The following is an 18,159-nucleotide window of genomic DNA, read 5'->3' on the forward strand; positions in this document are numbered from 1 at the left end:
AAATACCCCCTTATTGCTAATAAAGCTTCAGTTTATAGGGCATAATGCCGATATTATTTTGAAATTATCACTAATAATGCTGGCTCCCCTTACTGGTATTAACTCAAACTTGGAATCATCCATGACAATAAACATGCGTTTAGCGACCGGTTTTGGCGTAATTTTATCAATGATGCTTATTTTAACCATCATTGGCATTTCCCGCGTTAGCCTCATTAATAATAACATTACCCACATGACCGACGTAAACTCGGTAAAACAGCGTTACGCTATTAACTTTAGAGGCAGCGTACACGACAGAGCCATAGCCGTGCGCGATGTAGTGTTAATTACCGACCAAAACAATTTACGCACTGTTTTAAATAACATAAAAGAGCTAGATGCTTTTTACCAAACATCTAGCCGCGCAATGCGCGACCTTACCGACAAAATGTCGAGTGAAGAGCAATCATTACTTAATAAAATAAATCAAATAGAGCAACGCACTCAGCCTTTTATTCAAGGTGTTATAAACGCTAAAAGTACTGGAAACCTAAACGAAGCAGAGCGCATTTTATTAACTGATGCACGCCCTGCGTTTACCCAGTGGCTAAATGTTATAAACCAATTTATAAACCTGCAAGAGCAAGCAAACCAAATAACAACAATTGATACCCGCGAAGTAGCTAGCTCGTTTAAAACCTGGATGATTGCGCTTACTGTAATTGCTGTTTTAATAGGCATAAGCGTTGCGTATGTTATTAGCCAACTGATCAGAAATTCAGTAGGTGGCGAACCACAAGAAGCTGCTGAAGTAATTGCCCTTATTGCACAAGGCGACTTAAGAGGCGATGTACAGTCGTGTTGCCCAAATAGCATGATGGCTTCTGTAGGGGTGATGCAATCTAAATTAAAAACCATTGTAGATAGCATTATTAATTCATCTGAAGAGCTTTCTACTCACTCTGCAAGCGTAGCGTCTGGCTCGCAGCAAGCACTTAGTGCCGCTGACGCACAAGTAACTTATACAAACTCGGCAGTAAGCAGCCTAGAAGAAATGAGCCGTAGTATTCATGCCGTAGCCGATTCAGTTAAACAAACAGAAGATAACTCAAAAATAACCGCGCAATTATCGCAGCAAGGTAGTATTGCTGTGCAAAAAGTAGCGGCCGAAATTGAGCAAATTTCAGTAACCGTAAAAGCTACCGTTACCCAAGTAAATGTTTTGCAAGAACATGTAAAACACATTGGCGATATTTTAAGTGTGATCCGCAGTATTTCTGATCAAACAAACTTGCTTGCACTAAATGCGGCAATAGAAGCAGCAAGAGCAGGCGAAACAGGCCGAGGGTTTGCTGTTGTTGCTGACGAGGTAAGACAACTTGCCCAGCGCACTGGCGACGCAACAGGCGATATTGAAAAGATGATTTTGCAAGTACAAGAAAACACGCAAGCGTCGGTAACAGCTATGGAAACCACAGTACCACAAGTAGAAAATGGCTTAACGCTTACTCACGAAGCAAACGAGTTACTGCATCAAATACAGCAACAAGCTAACGACTCATTAAGTAACGTGCTTGAAATTGTTGAATCAACATCAAACCAAGTAGCCACCGTGGCGCAAATTAGTACCGGCGTTGAAGAAATTGCCAGTATGTCCAAAGAAACCAGCATGTCGCTTAACAGTAACGCACAAGAAGCTGTTGCATTAGCTGACCTTTCAAACACACTTAAAAAGTATATTAGCTACTTTAAAGTTTAATTTTTATAGTAAGCAATAAACAAAGGGGCTTTTAAGCCCCTTTGTTGTTTATGTACTTTAATAATAGCGGACTATATACCCGCTAAATCGCGCTCGGTAATACACTCACCCGACGCCATTTCAAACTCGCGACATACTAATGGGCGGTTTTCGTAAATAGAGCACATAAGCGTATTACGGTCGAGTGCTTGGCACCAGCCGTCGTCAGCGCGTTTCATTACTTCGCTGCCCCATTTATCGTACTCTATATAGTTAAAAGGCACGCCGGTGTCGGTTACTATGCGCACTTCTAATTGGCAACAACAGGCTTGGCAGTTAGCACACGTAACGGGCTCTGGGGTAGTAGAAATATTTTCAACGGGGATAACAATATGAGGCATAGTGGCTTACTTTTTTGAATAAGCCACTAGGATACAGTAACTAATTTAACGCGCTAGTAGTTTTGCTTTAATATCGCTGTAACGCATTTGCTCGCACAGCGCAAAACCACTCAATTGGCGCACTTTATTACGCGCAAATAACGGCACACTCATCCCTGCTAAAAAGCGGCATTGGGTTTCAACACCCACATTATGATTACCTTTGCCTGCCATATGCGCTAAAAACTCATCTACCTTTTGATAAATAAGTTGCTCGTCAATATATGCAGGCTCTATAGAGTATTCAAGCTTAACCGCATAACCTCTACACACACTACAATGCCCACATTGCTGTGGTGCATTTTGATCGTCAAAATAGCGCGCTAAGTTATAGCTTAAGCAACTTTGTAGCTCAAAAAAGCGCACCAGTGCAGCAATACGTTTAATTTCGGCTTGTTCTTTGTCAGTAAAATAGTCGTGAAGTTGCTGGGCAAGTTCAGGGTTATTTATAACCTCTTCATGCACTTTGTATACTTGGGTAATACGTTTGGTTTCGAGCGTTATTAGGTTTTTTTCGGCTAGGTAGTCAAGCGCTGCCACTACGCGTTTTCGATCAACCTGCGCGGCTTGTGTAAGGGAGTCAAAATTTAGCGTGCCCCATATTTTTTTAAAATCGGTATGGCTAAATATTTGTGTTAAAAATGCTTGGCGTTGCTCATCAAAATGACCAAGTAGCTCGTTTTTATCAACCAAAAATTTGTATTTAAAATCGGCGTAGTAAGCATATTGCGGCGTTATAGCGCCTTGCATTTCTAGCTGTACAAGTAAGGTTTTAAGGGCCAGTTGCCTAATATTGCTTTCGCTTGAAAGGCTATATTCTTGCATTTCCCATTGCTGGTGGCTTTGGCGAATATCGTTAATTACATGTTCAATACCGCTAAGCTCTGGGGTGTCGCCATATACAAAGTTTTCGACTGTGTTTAGGCCATCTAAATTAGCAAGCGTGTAGCAGTTTGATGGGTTACCATCGCGCCCTGCTCGGCCAATTTCTTGGCTGTAGTTTTCAATCGATTTTGGTAAATCGTAATGTATAACAAAACGAATATCCGATTTATCAACGCCCATACCAAAGGCTATAGTTGCCACAACAACGTTAATTTTACCGCCCATAAAGTCATCTTGAATTTGCCAGCGTAGCGTATCTTCAAGCCCTGCGTGGTAGGCAACAGCATGAATGCCTTGCGCACTCAGTGTGTTTGCTACTTGCTCGGCACTTTGCTGCAGCGTTACATACACAATACCAGGGCCACTTTGCGCACGTACAATGTTAGCAAGTTCGGTGTTTTTATCGGCGGTTTTAACACTCAGCACGCTTAAATCTAAATTAGCGCGGTAAAAACCCGTTTGCACAATGCACTCAGGGGCAATAGCAAAGCGCTCAGCCATATCGCGTTTAACTTTTTTAGTGGCCGTTGCCGTAAGTAACAACACTAAAGGAATATTAAGCTCTTCGCGGTAACGCGGCAATTTAAGGTAGTCGGGTCTAAAGTTATGGCCCCATTCAGATATACAATGCGCTTCGTCTACCACCAACATAGAAAGCGCAACTTGGCTTATAAACTCTCTAAAGCGCTCATTTTTAAAACGCTCAACCGACACCATTAATACTTTAATTTTACCGTTTCGCACATCGTTCATTACGGTGCTGCTTTGCATTTGATCTTGGCTCGAATCAAGGCTGGCAGCATAAATACCTTTGCTATTTAAAAAGCTAATTTGATCTTTCATCAATGCAAGTAAAGGCGAAACCACTAAGGTTAAGTTGGGTAAATGCAACGCAGTTAGCTGGTAGCACAACGATTTACCCGAGCCCGTAGGAAATATAGCCAACGACGACTGACCATTTAAAAGCTGCTCAATAGTTTGTTGTTGGCCTGTTCTAAATTGGCTAAAACCAAAGTGCTGCTCAAGTGATTGAATTAGTGGCGTGGTCATAAATGTCCTTTTGGTGTTTTAACAGCAATTTAACTGCACAGCTAAACGATAAAAAAGTGAGTATAACTTATATGCCTTTATTCAGCATTTTTTGCTGACATATCCTTTATTTAGGCGCAGACTAATAGCGTAAAAATTAATAGTCACGTTTGCCAAAAATAACTTTTTTCCATACCCAAGTAACCTCAAAACAATAAAAATAATACAGATTATTTGGGTATATTATTTTTGAGGGCAACGTTATGAATATTACTACACCTAAAATTGTCGTTATTGGCGGTGGTGCTGGCGGATTAGAACTCGCAACGCAATTAGGTCATAAACTAGGAAAGAAAAAACAAGCAGAAATTCTACTAATAGACAAAAACCGTACCCACATATGGAAGCCGTTACTGCACGAAGTAGCGACAGGCTCTATTGACCCCGATTTAGATGGCGTTGTGTATTCAGCCCATGCCGCAAAACATCATTACAACTTTCAACTTGGTACTTTTTGCAATATAGACCAAAGCAATAAAACAATTACCCTTGCACCACTTAACGACGAATTAGGCCACACTATTTTACCTGGGCGTACCGTACGCTACGATCACCTTGTTATTGCCATTGGCAGCGTAAGTAACGACTTTAATACCCCCGGCATAAAAGATCATTGCTACTTTTTAGATTCAAGCCAACAAGCAGAGCGCTTTCAGCACTCATTACTAGATAGCTTTACCCGCCTTCATCAAGACGACAACCAACAGCAATCACTTAATATTGCCATTGTAGGCGGCGGTGCTACCGGTGTTGAACTCTCAGCTGAGCTTTACCATGTGTCTGAGCTATTAAAGTTGTATGGGCTTACTAATATGTCGTCTAAGCGATTACATATTCATTTAATTGAAGCCGGCCCACGTATTTTACCTGCATTACCAGAGCGTATTGCCGTTAGTGCCAAACGCGAGCTATTAAAACTTGGCGTAAACGTGCGCGAGCACACACAAGTAAAAGAAGGCACCGCACAAGGCTTTATCACCAAAGACGAAGAGCACATTGATGCCGATATTATGGTGTGGGCGGCAGGCGTAAAAGCACCTGATTTTATAAAAGACTTAGGTGTTTTTGAGCTTACTCGCAGCAATCAAATTCAAGTAAACGAGTTTTTACAAAGCACCGTAGACGAAAGCATTTTTGTATTAGGCGATTGCTGCGCATTTACCCAAGCCGACGGCAAGCAAGTACCACCACGCGCACAATCGGCGCATCAAATGGCGTTATGCGTCGAAAAAAATCTCATCGCCACGTTAAAGCAGCAACCACTACGCGGCTTTAAATACAGCGACCATGGCTCGCTAGTTAACTTATCGAGCTACAGCACGGTAGGTAACTTAATGGGCAACCTAACCAGCAATACCTTTTTTATTGAAGGTAAAATTGCCCGCTTTATGTATATATCTTTATACCGTATGCATCAACGCGCCATACATGGCAGCGCAAAAACCTTTGCATTATGGATAAGCGAAAAAGTACTGCGTGTAGTGCGTCCTAAAATGAAATTGCATTAAAAGCAAACTGAATTAGCAGCCTATAAAATGGCTTTAATAAATTAATACTTTATTAAAGCCTCTTACACTATTAGTATCTAAAATAGTACCATGTGGATAATTGAAATAGTGAACCTAAAGGATTAACGTTTATGAAAAAAGGACCCCTGGCGCTTATTGCCATTGCTACGGTTGTATTGGCAACTTATATATTTATAGCTCAATCCAGCTCACCAGTAGTAAAGCAAAATTTAAAACCTGCCTCAAATATAGTTCAGCCCAAAATAAAACAACAAAAGCAGATCGTTCAAGCATCCCCACAACAGAAAGTAGTAAAACTAAAACACGAAATTAGCCTTTGTAAAAATAAATCGGCTGATAAAGCATACAAAATAAATGAAATAAACCAATCGCTTACTTTATTTTTTAAAAATGAACTCAACAAAGGTACTTCTGTCGCCGACCTATTAATGTATTCAGGTTTGTATGAGGCATCTTATCAGTCATATACAACGCTACTTAAAGAAGCGATTAAAGATAAACAAAAAAAAGACTATAAAATAATTGAAAGCATAGCTATTTTAGCTGACTGGCAAGGCATTGAAGCTATTCAAAATTTCACCACTGATAAAGTAAAAGAGATGGTGCAGCAGTTAGGTTCGGCTACCCAAAGCCCTGCTGGTTTAACATTTAACGTTCCACTTGATGAAAATGTAAAAAAAGAAACCCTCTATGCACTATTAAACAATTCCGACACGTTTACCACTTATTTGCAGTCGTTTATTCGTATTGAAGGTAGTAATGTTATCTCTCCCGCCACGCTACTTATGCTCAATGCAAATAAACTTTCAATTGACGAATTTGAGCATGTAATCGCAGTAAATCAATTTACGGTAAATGAACTCGCAGTAGCTATAAATAACGGTCTACCTAATGAGTATATTTTTGCGTTAATGAAGCAAGTACCTTCACTTAATGATATGCCTATTTATGACAATTTTACCGTTTTATATAACTTAGCCGATTTAGCTATTAGCCAATTTAATTTACCCTTAGTAAAAGCATTAAAACAAGCAGGAGTCTCGCCAACCAATAAAGCAGGCCTATTTACAGCGTTAGATATTGCCATAATTAATTTACCTAAAAACGGAAACTTAACTTTAGAAGATTTAGATAAAAGTAAGACTGATATGCTGGATTACTTAATCGCCGAAGGATATAAAGCCCATGGTGAGTTTAATTATAAAAATTCATCAGATAAGACTCTACTTTTTGAAAACAAATTTAAATATCAACAAGGTACTTTTATTAGTGAGCAAACAAACCCTTTAAGTTACCTCTACTTTAGCCAAATATCTATAATTGAAAACTCTATGCTGCCTAGAGTAACTGAGCCAGATAACTCTGAAATATCTCAATTTTTACTAGAGCTACAACATAAAAAAGAAGACCTAGATTCAGCCTCAAGCAATTGTAATCAATTAACAGAAAAGCTGTTTGCAGCCCAAAAGCTCATACGAGATAGTGATGCTTACGACAAAGTGCGCAAAATTGAAAAAGAGTATGGCAGTAACTTTGAAGACGTATTACAAAATATAGACCCTGTTTTAGTTAATTATTGGTGGAACACTCTTGCCCGCCGCACCTCTTCAGATAGAAGCGATAGTGTATTTCGTGAGTATTTAGCTAAAAAAGAATTTCAAAAAGCACATGAATACAGCCAGACAACTCCACTAAATCAAACAGAGACAAACGTGCTATTTATTAGGTTACTTAAGAATCCATATGACTTAGTGCCTATTTGGAATAGTCGAACGCTACCTATCCCTCCAACAGAGTTGGTTAGACTAAGCTGGATTCCGCTTAGTCAATGGCAAGAACTTGCACAACTTGGTTTTGATTTTTCGATTACCGATATACATGGACGCGACGTTTATACACAAGCTGCGTCGTCTTCTGTCGAAGCAGTCCAATTTCTAATTGATAACAAAATACCGACTGTTCCCAGTAAACTTGGCGTAGATATACTCGACTTAGCGCTAGAACAAAGCTACACCAAAGGTGAGTTAAGCCCAATGGTTCCTTTAGCTTTGCAGCTTGTTGAAAAATTTGAACCAAACCACTTTTCTCGCGTTGCCCGATTAAAAATATTTTACCCTGAAGTTTATCAGCAGTTGGTACAACTTAACTCTGCGCTTAAACCATTAGAGGAAACAACGTTAAATAGCTATACTTTTTATAATCACTGATCTTCATAGCAGGCGAGCCATAAATTAGCTCGTCATTACCTGATGAATATTGTCTTTAATTTTTAACATTGTCTGTGTAGAGTATTTAAAACAACTAAGGGAATTGGGTTATGACGGGTAAAACGCTAATTTTTAACTTTGACGGCACAGGAAACGAGCCCCGTGACGCAGAACAATTTAGCTCAGAGCATTTTAAAGAAGACTCTAATATTACCAACATTCTAAAATTGCATTTACTGCTTGGCGGTAAATTAGAAGACTCCCCCATTACTCCTTTTGCTAACCAACTCAGTTTTTATTATCAAGGTATTGGTACTAAAGGCAGCCGGCTTAAACGTATTTTAAACCAAACCCTTGCACCTCGTGGTGACGACGTAGCCAGTATTTTAAATCAAGCGTTAAGCGACTTTAAAGATCACTACCTAATAGGTGACACTATACTGCTAACGGGCTTTAGCCGAGGCGCCGCGCTTGCCAGACGCTTTGCTAAATGTTTAGAACCCTTAATAAGCAACAACGTGTATCTATGTGTGTTTGATACCGTTGCCTCTATTGGCTTGTCAAAAGTAAGTAAAGCCACACGTGGCGCAGAGCATGTTATTTTTGAAAACCACACCATTGCCAACAACATTACTCACGCGCTGCACTGCGTAGCCCTTGACGAAAAACGCCGCGCATTTGAACCCACACTCATGAACCATCAAAACAATATTACTGAGCTATGGTTTGCAGGTGCGCATTCAGACATTGGCGGCGGTTACTACCGCGATGGCCTAGCCGATATTAGCTTGCGCTATGCACTTGAGTGGTTAATAGAACAACCGCTTAATATATCGTTACTCACTAGCCACGACATAGATTACGAAACCCTACTCCCCGACAGCAACTTAGTAGCACAAGATGACGTAACCGTAACACCCGACCCACTCGCATTAAGTCATCAGCAAAATTACTTTTGGTTTAACCCGTTTTTTAAATTAGTAGATAGAGAGTGCTATGTATTAATTGATGATCAAGCCAGCAACCTTAAGCCTTTAGTGCACTACAGCGTAGCCGAACGCATTAATAAACTAACCAGCTATCGCCCAGAATCGCTTAAAAAACTGCATTACAAAATTAGCTACAACGACAACACCACGCTTAGCTTTATTGGTTTAAGCCAACATATAGAGCTCGCTAATCAAAACATGAGTGTGCTGAGCATTAACCAAAGCCAAGATATAGTGGTATTTGCCTCTGAGCAATACAACACAACCGGCCTCATGCTAGAGCAAGGCGCTACGTACCGCTTTACCCCATACCCAAATCAATACTGGTTTGACGATGGCATAAAGTGCACGCCATTAGGCTGGAACCGAGACAACGTTCAACTTGGCGTAAAAGAAATCCCAATGGCCGTGCTTGAACCATTTAGACGATTCCCTCGCGCGCAATGGTTTTCACTCATTGGTGCTATTAATAAAAACGACGACCACCTTTTTGAAATAGCCGACGGTGCCGATATTAAAATAGATAAATCAGGCGAGTTTTGCCCATTTGCAAACGACCTAAGCCGCTTTTATGGCGCTAATGCGGGTAAAATAAAAGTGAAAGTAACGCGGTTGGGATAAGAGGTAACCGAAACGTTTAAATTGTAGGCGCGATTTTACATCGCGCAAAAGCGAAGCTTTTAAAATTTTACATCGCACTTTGACTTTTTAAAAACACCATGCGAGGTATAAAACCTCACCTACAACAATTCAAACACCTATTCGCCTCACATAGTGAGGCGAATAACGATTTAATTGCCTCATTGGGCAACCTTGTAACGTGTACTACGCCCACCTGCGGCGGTTTTTGTTAAAAATCCAAGCGTTTGCAAGTCCGATAAATGGCGTGTTGCGGTTGCACGACTAACCTTAGCCACCTTTTGATACTGACTCGCGCTAATACCCTGTTCAAATTGGCCATCAAGTAACTTATTAAGCACTTTTACTTGCTGCTCACCTAGCTTTGTTTGATCTTTATTTGCCCAGTAATTGGTTTTAAAAATTGTTTGCTCAATATTATTAAGCGTATGGTGTATCGCATTATTGAGCGTACGTAAAAACCACTTAATCCACTTTGTAATACAAAGATCTCCACGTTGAGTCGCTTCAAGCACCTCGTAGTAGCTTTTTCTGTCTTCTAAAATAGCCACCGACATAGCGTAAAATCGAATTGACTCAGCATGTTCTTGCGCTAATGCTAGGTCGGTTATAAGGCGTGTAATACGCCCATTACCATCCTCAAGTGGATGTATTGTTACAAACCATAAATGTGCGATAGCTGCCCGAATAAAAGGGTCTATTTGTGATTCGTTTTGCGTATTGTTAAACCACTTAAAAAATAGCGAAAGCTCTTTATTTACTCGCTCTTTAGGAGGCGCTGTAAAATGTAATACCGGTTTATCTAAACGCCCCGACACCACTTGCATTGGCTCGTCACCACGCAATTGCCCGCCCTCAATTTTAGTAAATAAGCTTTGCTCACCTGCAAACAATAAGCGATGCCAATTAAGCACTCGTTCTAAATTAAGCGCAGAATCTGTGTTATTTATTGCATCAAGCATAATCTCTGCAAGATTATCGCTTTGCACAGTTGTTGGGTAAGGCTGCTCATTAATATTGAGCTTTTTAGCAAGTGAAGAGCGAACCGAAAATGCATTAAGCTTTTCACCCTCAATCGCACTGGAGTGAATAATATTTGCTAGTAAAGTATCAAGAGCTTGCTGCTTTTGTTGAGCACTTTGCACGCCCATACGCCCTACTAATAAACCTTGATTATATGAAAGCTCCCTTAGTAAAGGAGCAAGCGCCGCAGCATCCCACGTAAAGTTTGGCCAGTTTTGCTGTTGCCATATCCACATAGTCTTTAGTCCTAAAATTAATTAGCTTCAGTTTATGTTATTTATTTGCCTCATGCAATGAGGCGAATAGCAGAGTTAATTGCCTCATTACTTTTAAGGGCTACATAGAACAATAATTCATTTTTCAATGGTAAAAACAATCCATTTTTAAGCGAGGTATAAAACCTCACCTACATTAATTAAACCACCACTCTCATCAAAACCGTAGGTGCGATTTTACATCGCGCTTTGGCTTTTAAATAAGGCCAAGCTAAACACCTGTAGGCGCTCAGCTTGCTCGCGCGAAAAGCGAAGCTTTTAAATTGTAGGCTCGATTTTACATCGCGATTTGCCTTTATAAAAACACCCGCGAGGTATAAAACCTCACCTACAATAATTAAACCACCGCACTCAACAAACCCGTAGGTGCGATTTTACATCGCGCTTTGTTCTTTAGTAACGGCTCATAACTCCCAATCAACGCTACAAAGCTCACCCAAACACCTGTAGGCGCTCAGCTTGCTCGCGCGAAAAGCGAAGCTTTTAAATTAAATAAAACAAATATCAGTTTTAATGTTCACTATAAAACTGATAGGTTATTATTACTGTTTTTATCAATGGTTACTTTTCGTGGTAAATAAAGTTATACAAAAAATAATTGAGTATTTACATCAAAACACCGACATTGATGTAGTTTGGCTATATGGCTCCCACGCAAAAGGGACAGCCCAGCCCCATAGTGACATTGACTTAGCCATAGCATTTAAAAACTTTGATCTGGAATCGTTCGATAAGCGCCTTAGGCCAAAAGAGCTTGAGCTTGAAATAAGTAATGCACTTAACCTTAATGAACAACTTATTTCGATTGTTGATATAAATATTATTCCAAGTTATTTAGCTTTCAACGTTATTGAATATGGAAAAATAATTATAAGCAATAATAGTGTTAGAGCGATGAAAGAGCAGCAGCGTATATATAGCCAGTTCGAATTTGAAACCATAGCGAGTAAACATGACTGATACCGGAATTACACTTTATTTAAGTGAAGTAACACGCCATATTGACGAATATATACAAGAACTCGACGAACTCAGTCAAATCGATTCACTTAATAGCAGAGACTACCGAGCTGCAGAGCGATTACTACAGTTAATGACCGAGGTGTGTATTGGTTTATCAAAGCATTGGCTAAAGCAGCATAAAAGTAGTACCAGTAGCAACGCCTATCAAACATTTAGCGAACTTACTAATTTAGGCTTTTTGAGCGAGGCGGAACTACTTTCATGGCGTAAAATTATAGGCTTACGAAATGCACTTGTTCACGATTACTTAAATATTGATCAAAGTATCGTAAAAACAATCATTAAAAAGCAACACTACATAACTATGCACGCATTTAGTATTAAAGCGATTACAGAGCTAAACAAAGATTCATAGATAAAACCTCACCTACATTAATTAAACCACCACTCTCATCAAAACCGTAGGCGCGATTTTACATCGCGCTTTGGCTTTTAAATAAGGCTAAGCTAAACACCTGTAGGCGCTCAGCTTGCTCGCGCGAAAAGCTGTAGGCGGGAGTTTACCTCGCGCTTTTGGTTTGTAATTTAAAATATATGCGCTTTTAAAGGACTTTTTAACCGCTTAGAATATTCACGATTAAGGTTAGGAAATTGCTTATTCATCATCATTTTTAATTGCTTTTCAGATAGTTTTTTACAAAGGAATTCTTGCTCAGCAAGCATTATATTCTTAAGTAACGCTCTCCCTGCTTGCGTATCCATTAAAAAGTAAATTGCAGCCCAACTGCTTGCATACAGCTTGCTGGTATCACCTTTTTTCCACGAGTCATCTAAACCCACTAACGAATCAATTAAAAATACACTTTTAGTAATATTATTATTTTTCGTCCATGAACTATTAGACTCAATAATAGCTATTTGCATATTATTTTTAGTAAGCTCAAAGTATTCAGCAAATCCCTCATTAAACCATCTAGGGGTATAACCTAAAACTGCTTTATTAATGGCATGCACTGCCTCATGTACGGCGGTTCGCATTGCACTGTGTGCATTATCATAATGAATAAAAGCAGAGTTACTCGCGTGAAAATACATACCCGCAGTGTTTGTAGGGTCAGCACTGCGTTGCTTAATTACGGCTTCATAAGCGCCGCGCGTAGGCAATACCGTTAAATTAAGCTTTACCTTTTTAAGTGCATGCACGCCAATAATCTGTCCATATACTTTAAATACAGTATTGAGTTTTATGCGTAACGCTTGGTTAAATGACGAAGGTAAATTAGGCGTATTTAAAGTGAGGTCAAAGTAATCTAACGGTTCAATAAAACCAGTATCGTAAGTTGCTACCGCAAAATCCGGTTTTTTGTCACTAAAATGCGGCACACCGTCACTGTCTGTCCACGTAAATATATCGCCATTACGTTTATATTTAACCTGCCCTAACGATACATCCACGCAGCGCGTATTGTTAGCTTGCGATAAATGATTATCGGCAGGTACTGATACATTTTGTAAAGTAGCCGTACTTATATTTTTGAGCTGTTTAGTTGCTAACGGTTCAGTAACTACCTGCGACGATAAACTACTATAAATTCGTTTAACCTCGCCTATAGGATCATGATAATTAAATACCCGCCCAGTAAAATGATTAGCAATGAGCGCCGATGCAATTAGCAGCACAAAAAATACAAACACCACGCGTAATTTTGTTTTAAACATATTTATGGGCGCCCTTGCCACTGTGCTTCAAACAACTCTTTTTGCTTACCCCGATACTCGCTACACCATACAAAATCGGCCGACTCCATCCCTTTTTTACGGCAACGTTTAGGCAATTTATAAAATTTTGACCAAGCATCAAGCTTAGCGGCACCTTTATAGCTATCGCTGTGCAAAGACATGTTTGACACTTTTTGATTGAGTAACCAATTGCTATTAGGCGTACGAGTTGGGGTAGAAGAAGTAGCCTGATAAGCGCTACCACTCTTTTTAGGTTTACGGCAGTGATTAGCAAGTAAGGTAAATAGCGCTTTATCGCGCGCAGTTAAACGCTCACCTTCTTTATTACTGTAGCCACTTCTAAATTGAGAGCGAATAGCTTCGCGCTGCTTTTTAATGCTATCGCATTGGGCTTGTGTGTAAGCCTCACCAGCTTGAGGGAAAGTTGTAAATACGCTAATAAATACCAGTACAACCCATTTAATCATTATTCATTCCCTGAATTAAAACTTTAAAAGAGTGTACCTATAAATGTGAAAAAACACATCAACATTACTAATCCAAAAAGCAAAAATTAAAGCTGTGGGTGGGAGTTCACCTTGTGCCTGGTTTTTAAAAAGCACCCGCGAGGTATAAAACCTCACCTACAATAATTAAACCACCGCACTCAACAAACCCGTAGGTGCGAGTTTACATCGCGCTTTGGCTTTTAAATAAGGTCAAGCTAAACACCTGTAGGCGCTCAGCTTGCTCGCGCGAAAAGCGAAGCTTTTAAATTGTAGGTACGATTTTACCTCGCGCTTTGGCTTTATAAAAACACCATGCGAGGTATAAAACCTCACCTACAACAATTAAACACCTATTCGCCTCACATGGTGAGGCGAATAACAATTTAATTGCCTCATTTTTACAGGCATATTATTTACTGACACAGACACTAAAGCTTTCAAGTTGTAGGTGGGAGTTTATATCGCGCTAACACTAGCGATCAAAATACACGTGTTTATTTTTCGAACCTAAATCAACTTAAATAAATGCATCCATATTTGGTAGTTGTATTATTTGCTCACTCAGCTTATTTGCAGCGTTATTAATTATTTTTATGCATAAATCAATGTGTGCTAATTCAGCAGTAGATAAGTTATTTTTAACAGCAGAAACTTTAGCCGTATCAATTGCGGCTAATACAGAGTCAACAGTTTGACTCATAAGTAGTTGCATCCGTGGTAGCCCTCCCAAAAGTCAAACATAACTTACTTTTAAGTTTGAATGTATATTCATCAACTATAAGTAAATCTTACTTTACTTATAGGCAGTAAAATAAAACCCAACCCCATAAGTAAAGCATAAATTACTTATGGTAAGTTAATGACATTTTGAGCTTAATAGCCAAGCTAAACACCTGTAGGCGCCCAGCTTGCTCGCGCGAAAAGCGTAGCTTTTAAATTGTAAGTGGGAGTTTACCTCGCATTTTTTGAACTTAAGCAGTATTATTATTCGGTACTTCAATGATATTCTAAGCAAATACATGATTGAAAGGACGCCTCATGATTCTAAAAGATAAAACCCTCATCAGCAGCAACTCGGCTAAAATACAAGCAGGTCAAAAGCAAGAACTCGACATTGCCTTTTATTTACGCCGCGCCTTTAAAGATCATAGTCAGGTATTTGTGTTTAACGATGTGAAATTTAAACACAATGGCGAAACCGCACAAATAGACCACCTAATCGCATACACCTATGGCTTTATTCTTATCGAATCTAAAAGCATTACAGGGGAAGTAACGATTAATGAACATCAAGAATGGAGTCGCAGTTATCGCGGTAACTGGCAAGGTATGCCATCGCCAATAAAACAGGTTGAATTACAACTAGAACTATTAAAAAGCCTAATGCGCGACAATGCACCTAACTTACTCACTAAATTATTTGGCAAACTGCAACAGGGGTTTGGTGGCAGAGAGTGGCATAGTATTTGTGCCATATCGAGCAACGCCATTATTAACCGAAAAAACACACCAAAAGCAATTGAAGATCGATTGGTTAAATCAGAATTTATAACTGATAAATTACTCGAAATAATGAAGCTTCCTGCGTCTAAACCTAATGCGTTTCACCTTTTTACAACAAACGTTCGACCGTGGTTCAGTGAAGAAACACTCGATAGAATTTGCCAATTTATTTTAGAGCAAAATATATCGCCTAACTTACAAGAGCCTTCATATGTATCTGCGGAAATAAGCGAACCAGAATCTGTTTACGATGATACTTTAATCGCTTCTGAGCAAACCATTACTGAACAAGTAAAACCTAAAACTGATCTAATCAAAGAGATAACATTAGCTTGTAAGCAATGTAATAGCTCGAGTAATTTACAGCCTCTTTCTGGACGCTATGGTTACTTTGTAAAATGCGGTAATTGCAATGCAAATACGCCAATGAAATCACCATGCCCTAAGTGCTCAAGCACTAATACTAAAACAAGCAAACGTAAAGAAAATTACTCTTTAGTGTGCAAAGATTGTGAGACAAGTATGCCTATTAAGCTTTAGCACTTGTAGGTGCGATTTTACATCGCACTTTCTCTTTAGTAACTAGCTCTTTAGTAACTAACTCATTACCCCAATCAACGCTACAAAGCTCACCCAAACACCTGCTGGCGCCAAGTTTGCTCGCGCGAAAAGCCGTAGGCGGGAGTTTACCTCGCGCTTTTGGTTTGTAATTTAATTTACTTATATCGCATTGGCGATGGCAACCAAGGGGCGGTCTTCTTCAAATAAGCTCTGCTGCTAATAATTCATCCCTGAAGCCGGGTTCCTGTCAGCATCCATGCTTCCACTTCCTCAAGCTGCAAAGCTACGCTTTGGTCATTCGTCACCCACAGCGCCACTCAATTTCACTTATCTTTAAACACTAAATTAATATGAACGTAAACGCGATGAAAGCACATCCATGTGCAAGCATCGTTTTTAAAAAGATTAAGCACTTGGTGTTTGCCGAGAATAGAATTCTGTTTTGATAGCTCATCGATAAGTAAAGGTTAGTTTAAAAAATTGAGGCTTGGGTATTGCTAAATGATTTGAGTATAATAGGCTAATATAATTAAAAATGTAGCAGGGTTAAAGGTAACTTAAAATGGCACCAGGAAGAAACGATCCTTGTTTTTGCGGCAGCAGTAAAAAATATAAACACTGCTGTATGGATAATATATCAAAACAGCATACCTCAATATTTGACGATATAACTCAAACTGTAGCAATGAGCCCCGAGCTAAGCCTTGATGAACTAAACCTTGTAGTACAGCATAAAAATACAGAGCGTAATAATAAAGCTAATGCTGACTTTGCAGGGCTTTCGCCAGCCCAAATGCACAATTGGATATACGCCCCCTTTAGCGAACTGGAAGGCGTTATAATTAATACTCCAGTTGATTTATCAACGTCCCCTGTAATGTGTTATTTAGCGTTGATTATTGACGAAGCCATGCAGCAAGGTGGTTCATTTAAAACAACAAGCAAAGGCAACTTACCAGCTAAATTAGTAAAACAAGCTACAGAGTTACTCCCTAAATTTGCAGTCGCCGAATACTCTACCCCGGTTAGTATTAATGAGTTTGCTGGTAGTAATGAAGATAAGTTTAATGCGCTACATTACACACGTATTTTAGCGATCGCAGCAGGCATTATTTACAATAAAAGTGGGCGTTTACATATAAAAAAGACAGCGCAAAAGCAGTATCAAACTCATGGTCTTAAAGCCTTTTATTTACCTATGTTCGAAGCTGCAACCACAAAATATAATTGGGCTTACTTCGACAGCTTTCCCGATGATATAGATTTACGTGATTTTTGGGTATTCATGCTTTGGCGAGTACAAAGCCACGGTTCGATTGAAAGGTTAATTGAAGAAGTAGCTACCGCATTCCCAGATTTACTACTGCAACTTACGCCTAATGAATATCATGATTCAAAAAGTCTACTGGGCTTATTAATAGAATCTCGATTTATAAATCGCTGCTTACAGTTTTGGGGATTCATTAGCGTTGATCCAAAGCGATTCAGCAATGGTAAACCAATACCAATAAAAGCAGAGATGCTGCCTTTATTAACGAAAACCTTTCAGTTCACAATTTAGTGGTTAAAGGCATATTTGGTCCCTCCCGAATATGCCTCGTTGATAACACAACCAAAATACCCTGTTTAAAGTAGCCTCATTTATACATATAGCAGGCTGGGGGCTGTTACTGTTAACTAAAGCGTTTCAGTAATTAAAACTTAGAGAGCAAAATTACGCCATGTGGGATATAAAACTCCACCTACATAAATTTATACACCGGAAACGTAGGCACAAATTTTTATAGCGCTCATGCAACAACACTTTTTATCACCAAGGGCACAGAGCTGCGGCTCGCTACACCTAGAACAATAATTCACTTTTCTGTGGTAAAAAATGTATTTAAAAGCGAGGTATAAAACCTCACCTACCAAACGTAAGCACCAACCCCGCAGGTGCGATTTTACATCGCACTTTCTCTTTAGTAACTAGCTCTTTAGTAACTAGCTCATTACCTCAATCAACAAGCAAAGCCCGCCTAAACACCTGTAGATACCATCTCTCATTTTAAGCTTCAAGGTCGTATTTAACTTTCTTGGAGCTTAAACGCTTCTTGGTTTTTTATTAC

Annotated in this window: 14 protein-coding genes; 8 read left to right on the forward strand and 6 right to left on the reverse strand. The window is 39.4% G+C overall.

The annotated features are described in order from the left end of the window. Nucleotides 1-121 precede the first annotated feature (121 nt). Nucleotides 122-1,741: a methyl-accepting chemotaxis protein gene (locus GQR55_RS06070; protein ID WP_166419867.1), complete on the forward strand. Its 1,620-nt coding sequence runs from the start codon at nt 122-124 to the stop codon at nt 1,739-1,741. A 71-nt stretch (nt 1,742-1,812) separates the two neighbouring features. On the opposite strand, the gene GQR55_RS06075 is transcribed toward GQR55_RS06070, so the two are convergent. Together GQR55_RS06075 and GQR55_RS06080 are read right to left on the reverse strand one after the other, a co-directional pair. Next, nucleotides 1,813-2,121: a YkgJ family cysteine cluster protein gene (locus GQR55_RS06075; RefSeq protein WP_010554993.1), complete on the reverse strand. Its 309-nt coding sequence runs from the start codon at nt 2,119-2,121 to the stop codon at nt 1,813-1,815. 45 nt (nt 2,122-2,166) lie between these two features. Continuing rightward, nucleotides 2,167-4,095 (reverse strand): RecQ family ATP-dependent DNA helicase, encoded by a 1,929-nt coding sequence (locus tag GQR55_RS06080; protein ID WP_166419868.1) that lies wholly within the window; start codon nt 4,093-4,095, stop codon nt 2,167-2,169. Between the two features lie 242 nt (nt 4,096-4,337). Here GQR55_RS06080 and GQR55_RS06085 point away from each other — a divergent pair, with 242 nt between their 5' ends. The 3 genes from GQR55_RS06085 (at nt 4,338) to GQR55_RS06095 (ending at nt 9,480) form a co-directional block, all read left to right on the forward strand. Continuing rightward, nucleotides 4,338-5,642, forward strand: coding sequence for an NAD(P)/FAD-dependent oxidoreductase (locus tag GQR55_RS06085; RefSeq protein WP_166419869.1), 1,305 nt, complete (start codon nt 4,338-4,340; stop codon nt 5,640-5,642). Nucleotides 5,643-5,773: 131 nt separating this feature from the next. After that, nucleotides 5,774-7,870: a cupric reductase gene (locus GQR55_RS06090; RefSeq protein WP_166419870.1), complete on the forward strand. Its 2,097-nt coding sequence runs from the start codon at nt 5,774-5,776 to the stop codon at nt 7,868-7,870. 110 nt (nt 7,871-7,980) lie between these two features. Then, nucleotides 7,981-9,480 carry a DUF2235 domain-containing protein gene (locus GQR55_RS06095; RefSeq protein WP_166419871.1) on the forward strand — a complete coding sequence of 500 codons (1,500 nt, stop codon included), beginning with the start codon at nt 7,981-7,983 and terminating at the stop codon, nt 9,478-9,480. A gap of 179 nt (nt 9,481-9,659) precedes the next feature. Here GQR55_RS06095 and GQR55_RS06100 read toward each other — a convergent pair whose 3' ends face one another. After that, nucleotides 9,660-10,757: a Fic family protein gene (locus tag GQR55_RS06100; protein ID WP_166419872.1), complete on the reverse strand. Its 1,098-nt coding sequence runs from the start codon at nt 10,755-10,757 to the stop codon at nt 9,660-9,662. A gap of 609 nt (nt 10,758-11,366) precedes the next feature. Here GQR55_RS06100 and GQR55_RS06105 point away from each other — a divergent pair. Together GQR55_RS06105 and GQR55_RS06110 are read left to right on the forward strand one after the other, a co-directional pair. Beyond that, nucleotides 11,367-11,756 (forward strand): nucleotidyltransferase domain-containing protein, encoded by a 390-nt coding sequence (locus GQR55_RS06105; protein WP_166419873.1) that lies wholly within the window; start codon nt 11,367-11,369, stop codon nt 11,754-11,756. Next, complete coding sequence (locus GQR55_RS06110) at nt 11,749-12,174, forward strand: DUF86 domain-containing protein (RefSeq protein ID WP_166419874.1); 426 nt, start codon at nt 11,749-11,751, stop codon at nt 12,172-12,174. Before GQR55_RS06105 ends, GQR55_RS06110 begins: the two co-directional genes overlap by 8 nt. Before the next feature lie 170 nt (nt 12,175-12,344). Here GQR55_RS06110 and GQR55_RS06115 read toward each other — a convergent pair whose 3' ends face one another. The 3 genes from GQR55_RS06115 to GQR55_RS06125 form a co-directional block, all read right to left on the reverse strand. Next, nucleotides 12,345-13,478: a DUF1570 domain-containing protein gene (locus GQR55_RS06115; protein ID WP_166419875.1), complete on the reverse strand. Its 1,134-nt coding sequence runs from the start codon at nt 13,476-13,478 to the stop codon at nt 12,345-12,347. Nucleotides 13,479-13,480: 2 nt separating this feature from the next. After that, on the reverse strand, nt 13,481-13,966 hold the full coding sequence (locus GQR55_RS06120; RefSeq protein WP_166419876.1) for a hypothetical protein: 486 nt from the start codon (nt 13,964-13,966) through the stop codon (nt 13,481-13,483). A gap of 538 nt (nt 13,967-14,504) precedes the next feature. After that, nucleotides 14,505-14,687: a hypothetical protein gene (locus GQR55_RS06125; RefSeq protein ID WP_166419877.1), complete on the reverse strand. Its 183-nt coding sequence runs from the start codon at nt 14,685-14,687 to the stop codon at nt 14,505-14,507. A gap of 338 nt (nt 14,688-15,025) precedes the next feature. Here GQR55_RS06125 and GQR55_RS06130 point away from each other — a divergent pair, with 338 nt between their 5' ends. Together GQR55_RS06130 and GQR55_RS06135 are read left to right on the forward strand one after the other, a co-directional pair. Continuing rightward, nucleotides 15,026-16,030 (forward strand): nuclease-related domain-containing protein, encoded by a 1,005-nt coding sequence (locus GQR55_RS06130; RefSeq protein ID WP_166419878.1) that lies wholly within the window; start codon nt 15,026-15,028, stop codon nt 16,028-16,030. Nucleotides 16,031-16,613: 583 nt separating this feature from the next. Beyond that, entirely contained in the window at nt 16,614-17,612 is a 999-nt protein-coding gene (locus GQR55_RS06135; protein WP_166419879.1) for an SEC-C domain-containing protein, read from the forward strand. Nucleotides 17,613-18,159 lie beyond the last annotated feature (547 nt).

It is taken from the genome of Pseudoalteromonas sp. Z1A8 (assembly GCF_011378855.1).
In the GTDB taxonomy this organism is placed as follows: domain Bacteria; phylum Pseudomonadota; class Gammaproteobacteria; order Enterobacterales; family Alteromonadaceae; genus Pseudoalteromonas.

What these genes read in the sequence shown, in the direction of transcription:
- GQR55_RS06100 (WP_166419872.1), bottom strand. Translation starts at nt 10,757, where the DNA reads ATGTGGATATGGCAACAGCAAAACTGGCCAAACTTTACGTGGGATGCT.
- GQR55_RS06135 (WP_166419879.1), top strand. Translation starts at nt 16,614, where the DNA reads ATGGCACCAGGAAGAAACGATCCTTGTTTTTGCGGCAGCAGTAAAAAA.
- GQR55_RS06080 (WP_166419868.1), bottom strand. Translation starts at nt 4,095, where the DNA reads ATGACCACGCCACTAATTCAATCACTTGAGCAGCACTTTGGTTTTAGC.
- GQR55_RS06115 (WP_166419875.1), bottom strand. Translation starts at nt 13,478, where the DNA reads ATGTTTAAAACAAAATTACGCGTGGTGTTTGTATTTTTTGTGCTGCTA.
- GQR55_RS06130 (WP_166419878.1), top strand. Translation starts at nt 15,026, where the DNA reads ATGATTCTAAAAGATAAAACCCTCATCAGCAGCAACTCGGCTAAAATA.
- GQR55_RS06075 (WP_010554993.1), bottom strand. Translation starts at nt 2,121, where the DNA reads ATGCCTCATATTGTTATCCCCGTTGAAAATATTTCTACTACCCCAGAG.
- GQR55_RS06095 (WP_166419871.1), top strand. Translation starts at nt 7,981, where the DNA reads ATGACGGGTAAAACGCTAATTTTTAACTTTGACGGCACAGGAAACGAG.
- GQR55_RS06070 (WP_166419867.1), top strand. Translation starts at nt 122, where the DNA reads ATGACAATAAACATGCGTTTAGCGACCGGTTTTGGCGTAATTTTATCA.
- GQR55_RS06110 (WP_166419874.1), top strand. Translation starts at nt 11,749, where the DNA reads ATGACTGATACCGGAATTACACTTTATTTAAGTGAAGTAACACGCCAT.
- GQR55_RS06085 (WP_166419869.1), top strand. Translation starts at nt 4,338, where the DNA reads ATGAATATTACTACACCTAAAATTGTCGTTATTGGCGGTGGTGCTGGC.
- GQR55_RS06090 (WP_166419870.1), top strand. Translation starts at nt 5,774, where the DNA reads ATGAAAAAAGGACCCCTGGCGCTTATTGCCATTGCTACGGTTGTATTG.
- GQR55_RS06120 (WP_166419876.1), bottom strand. Translation starts at nt 13,966, where the DNA reads ATGATTAAATGGGTTGTACTGGTATTTATTAGCGTATTTACAACTTTC.
- GQR55_RS06125 (WP_166419877.1), bottom strand. Translation starts at nt 14,687, where the DNA reads ATGAGTCAAACTGTTGACTCTGTATTAGCCGCAATTGATACGGCTAAA.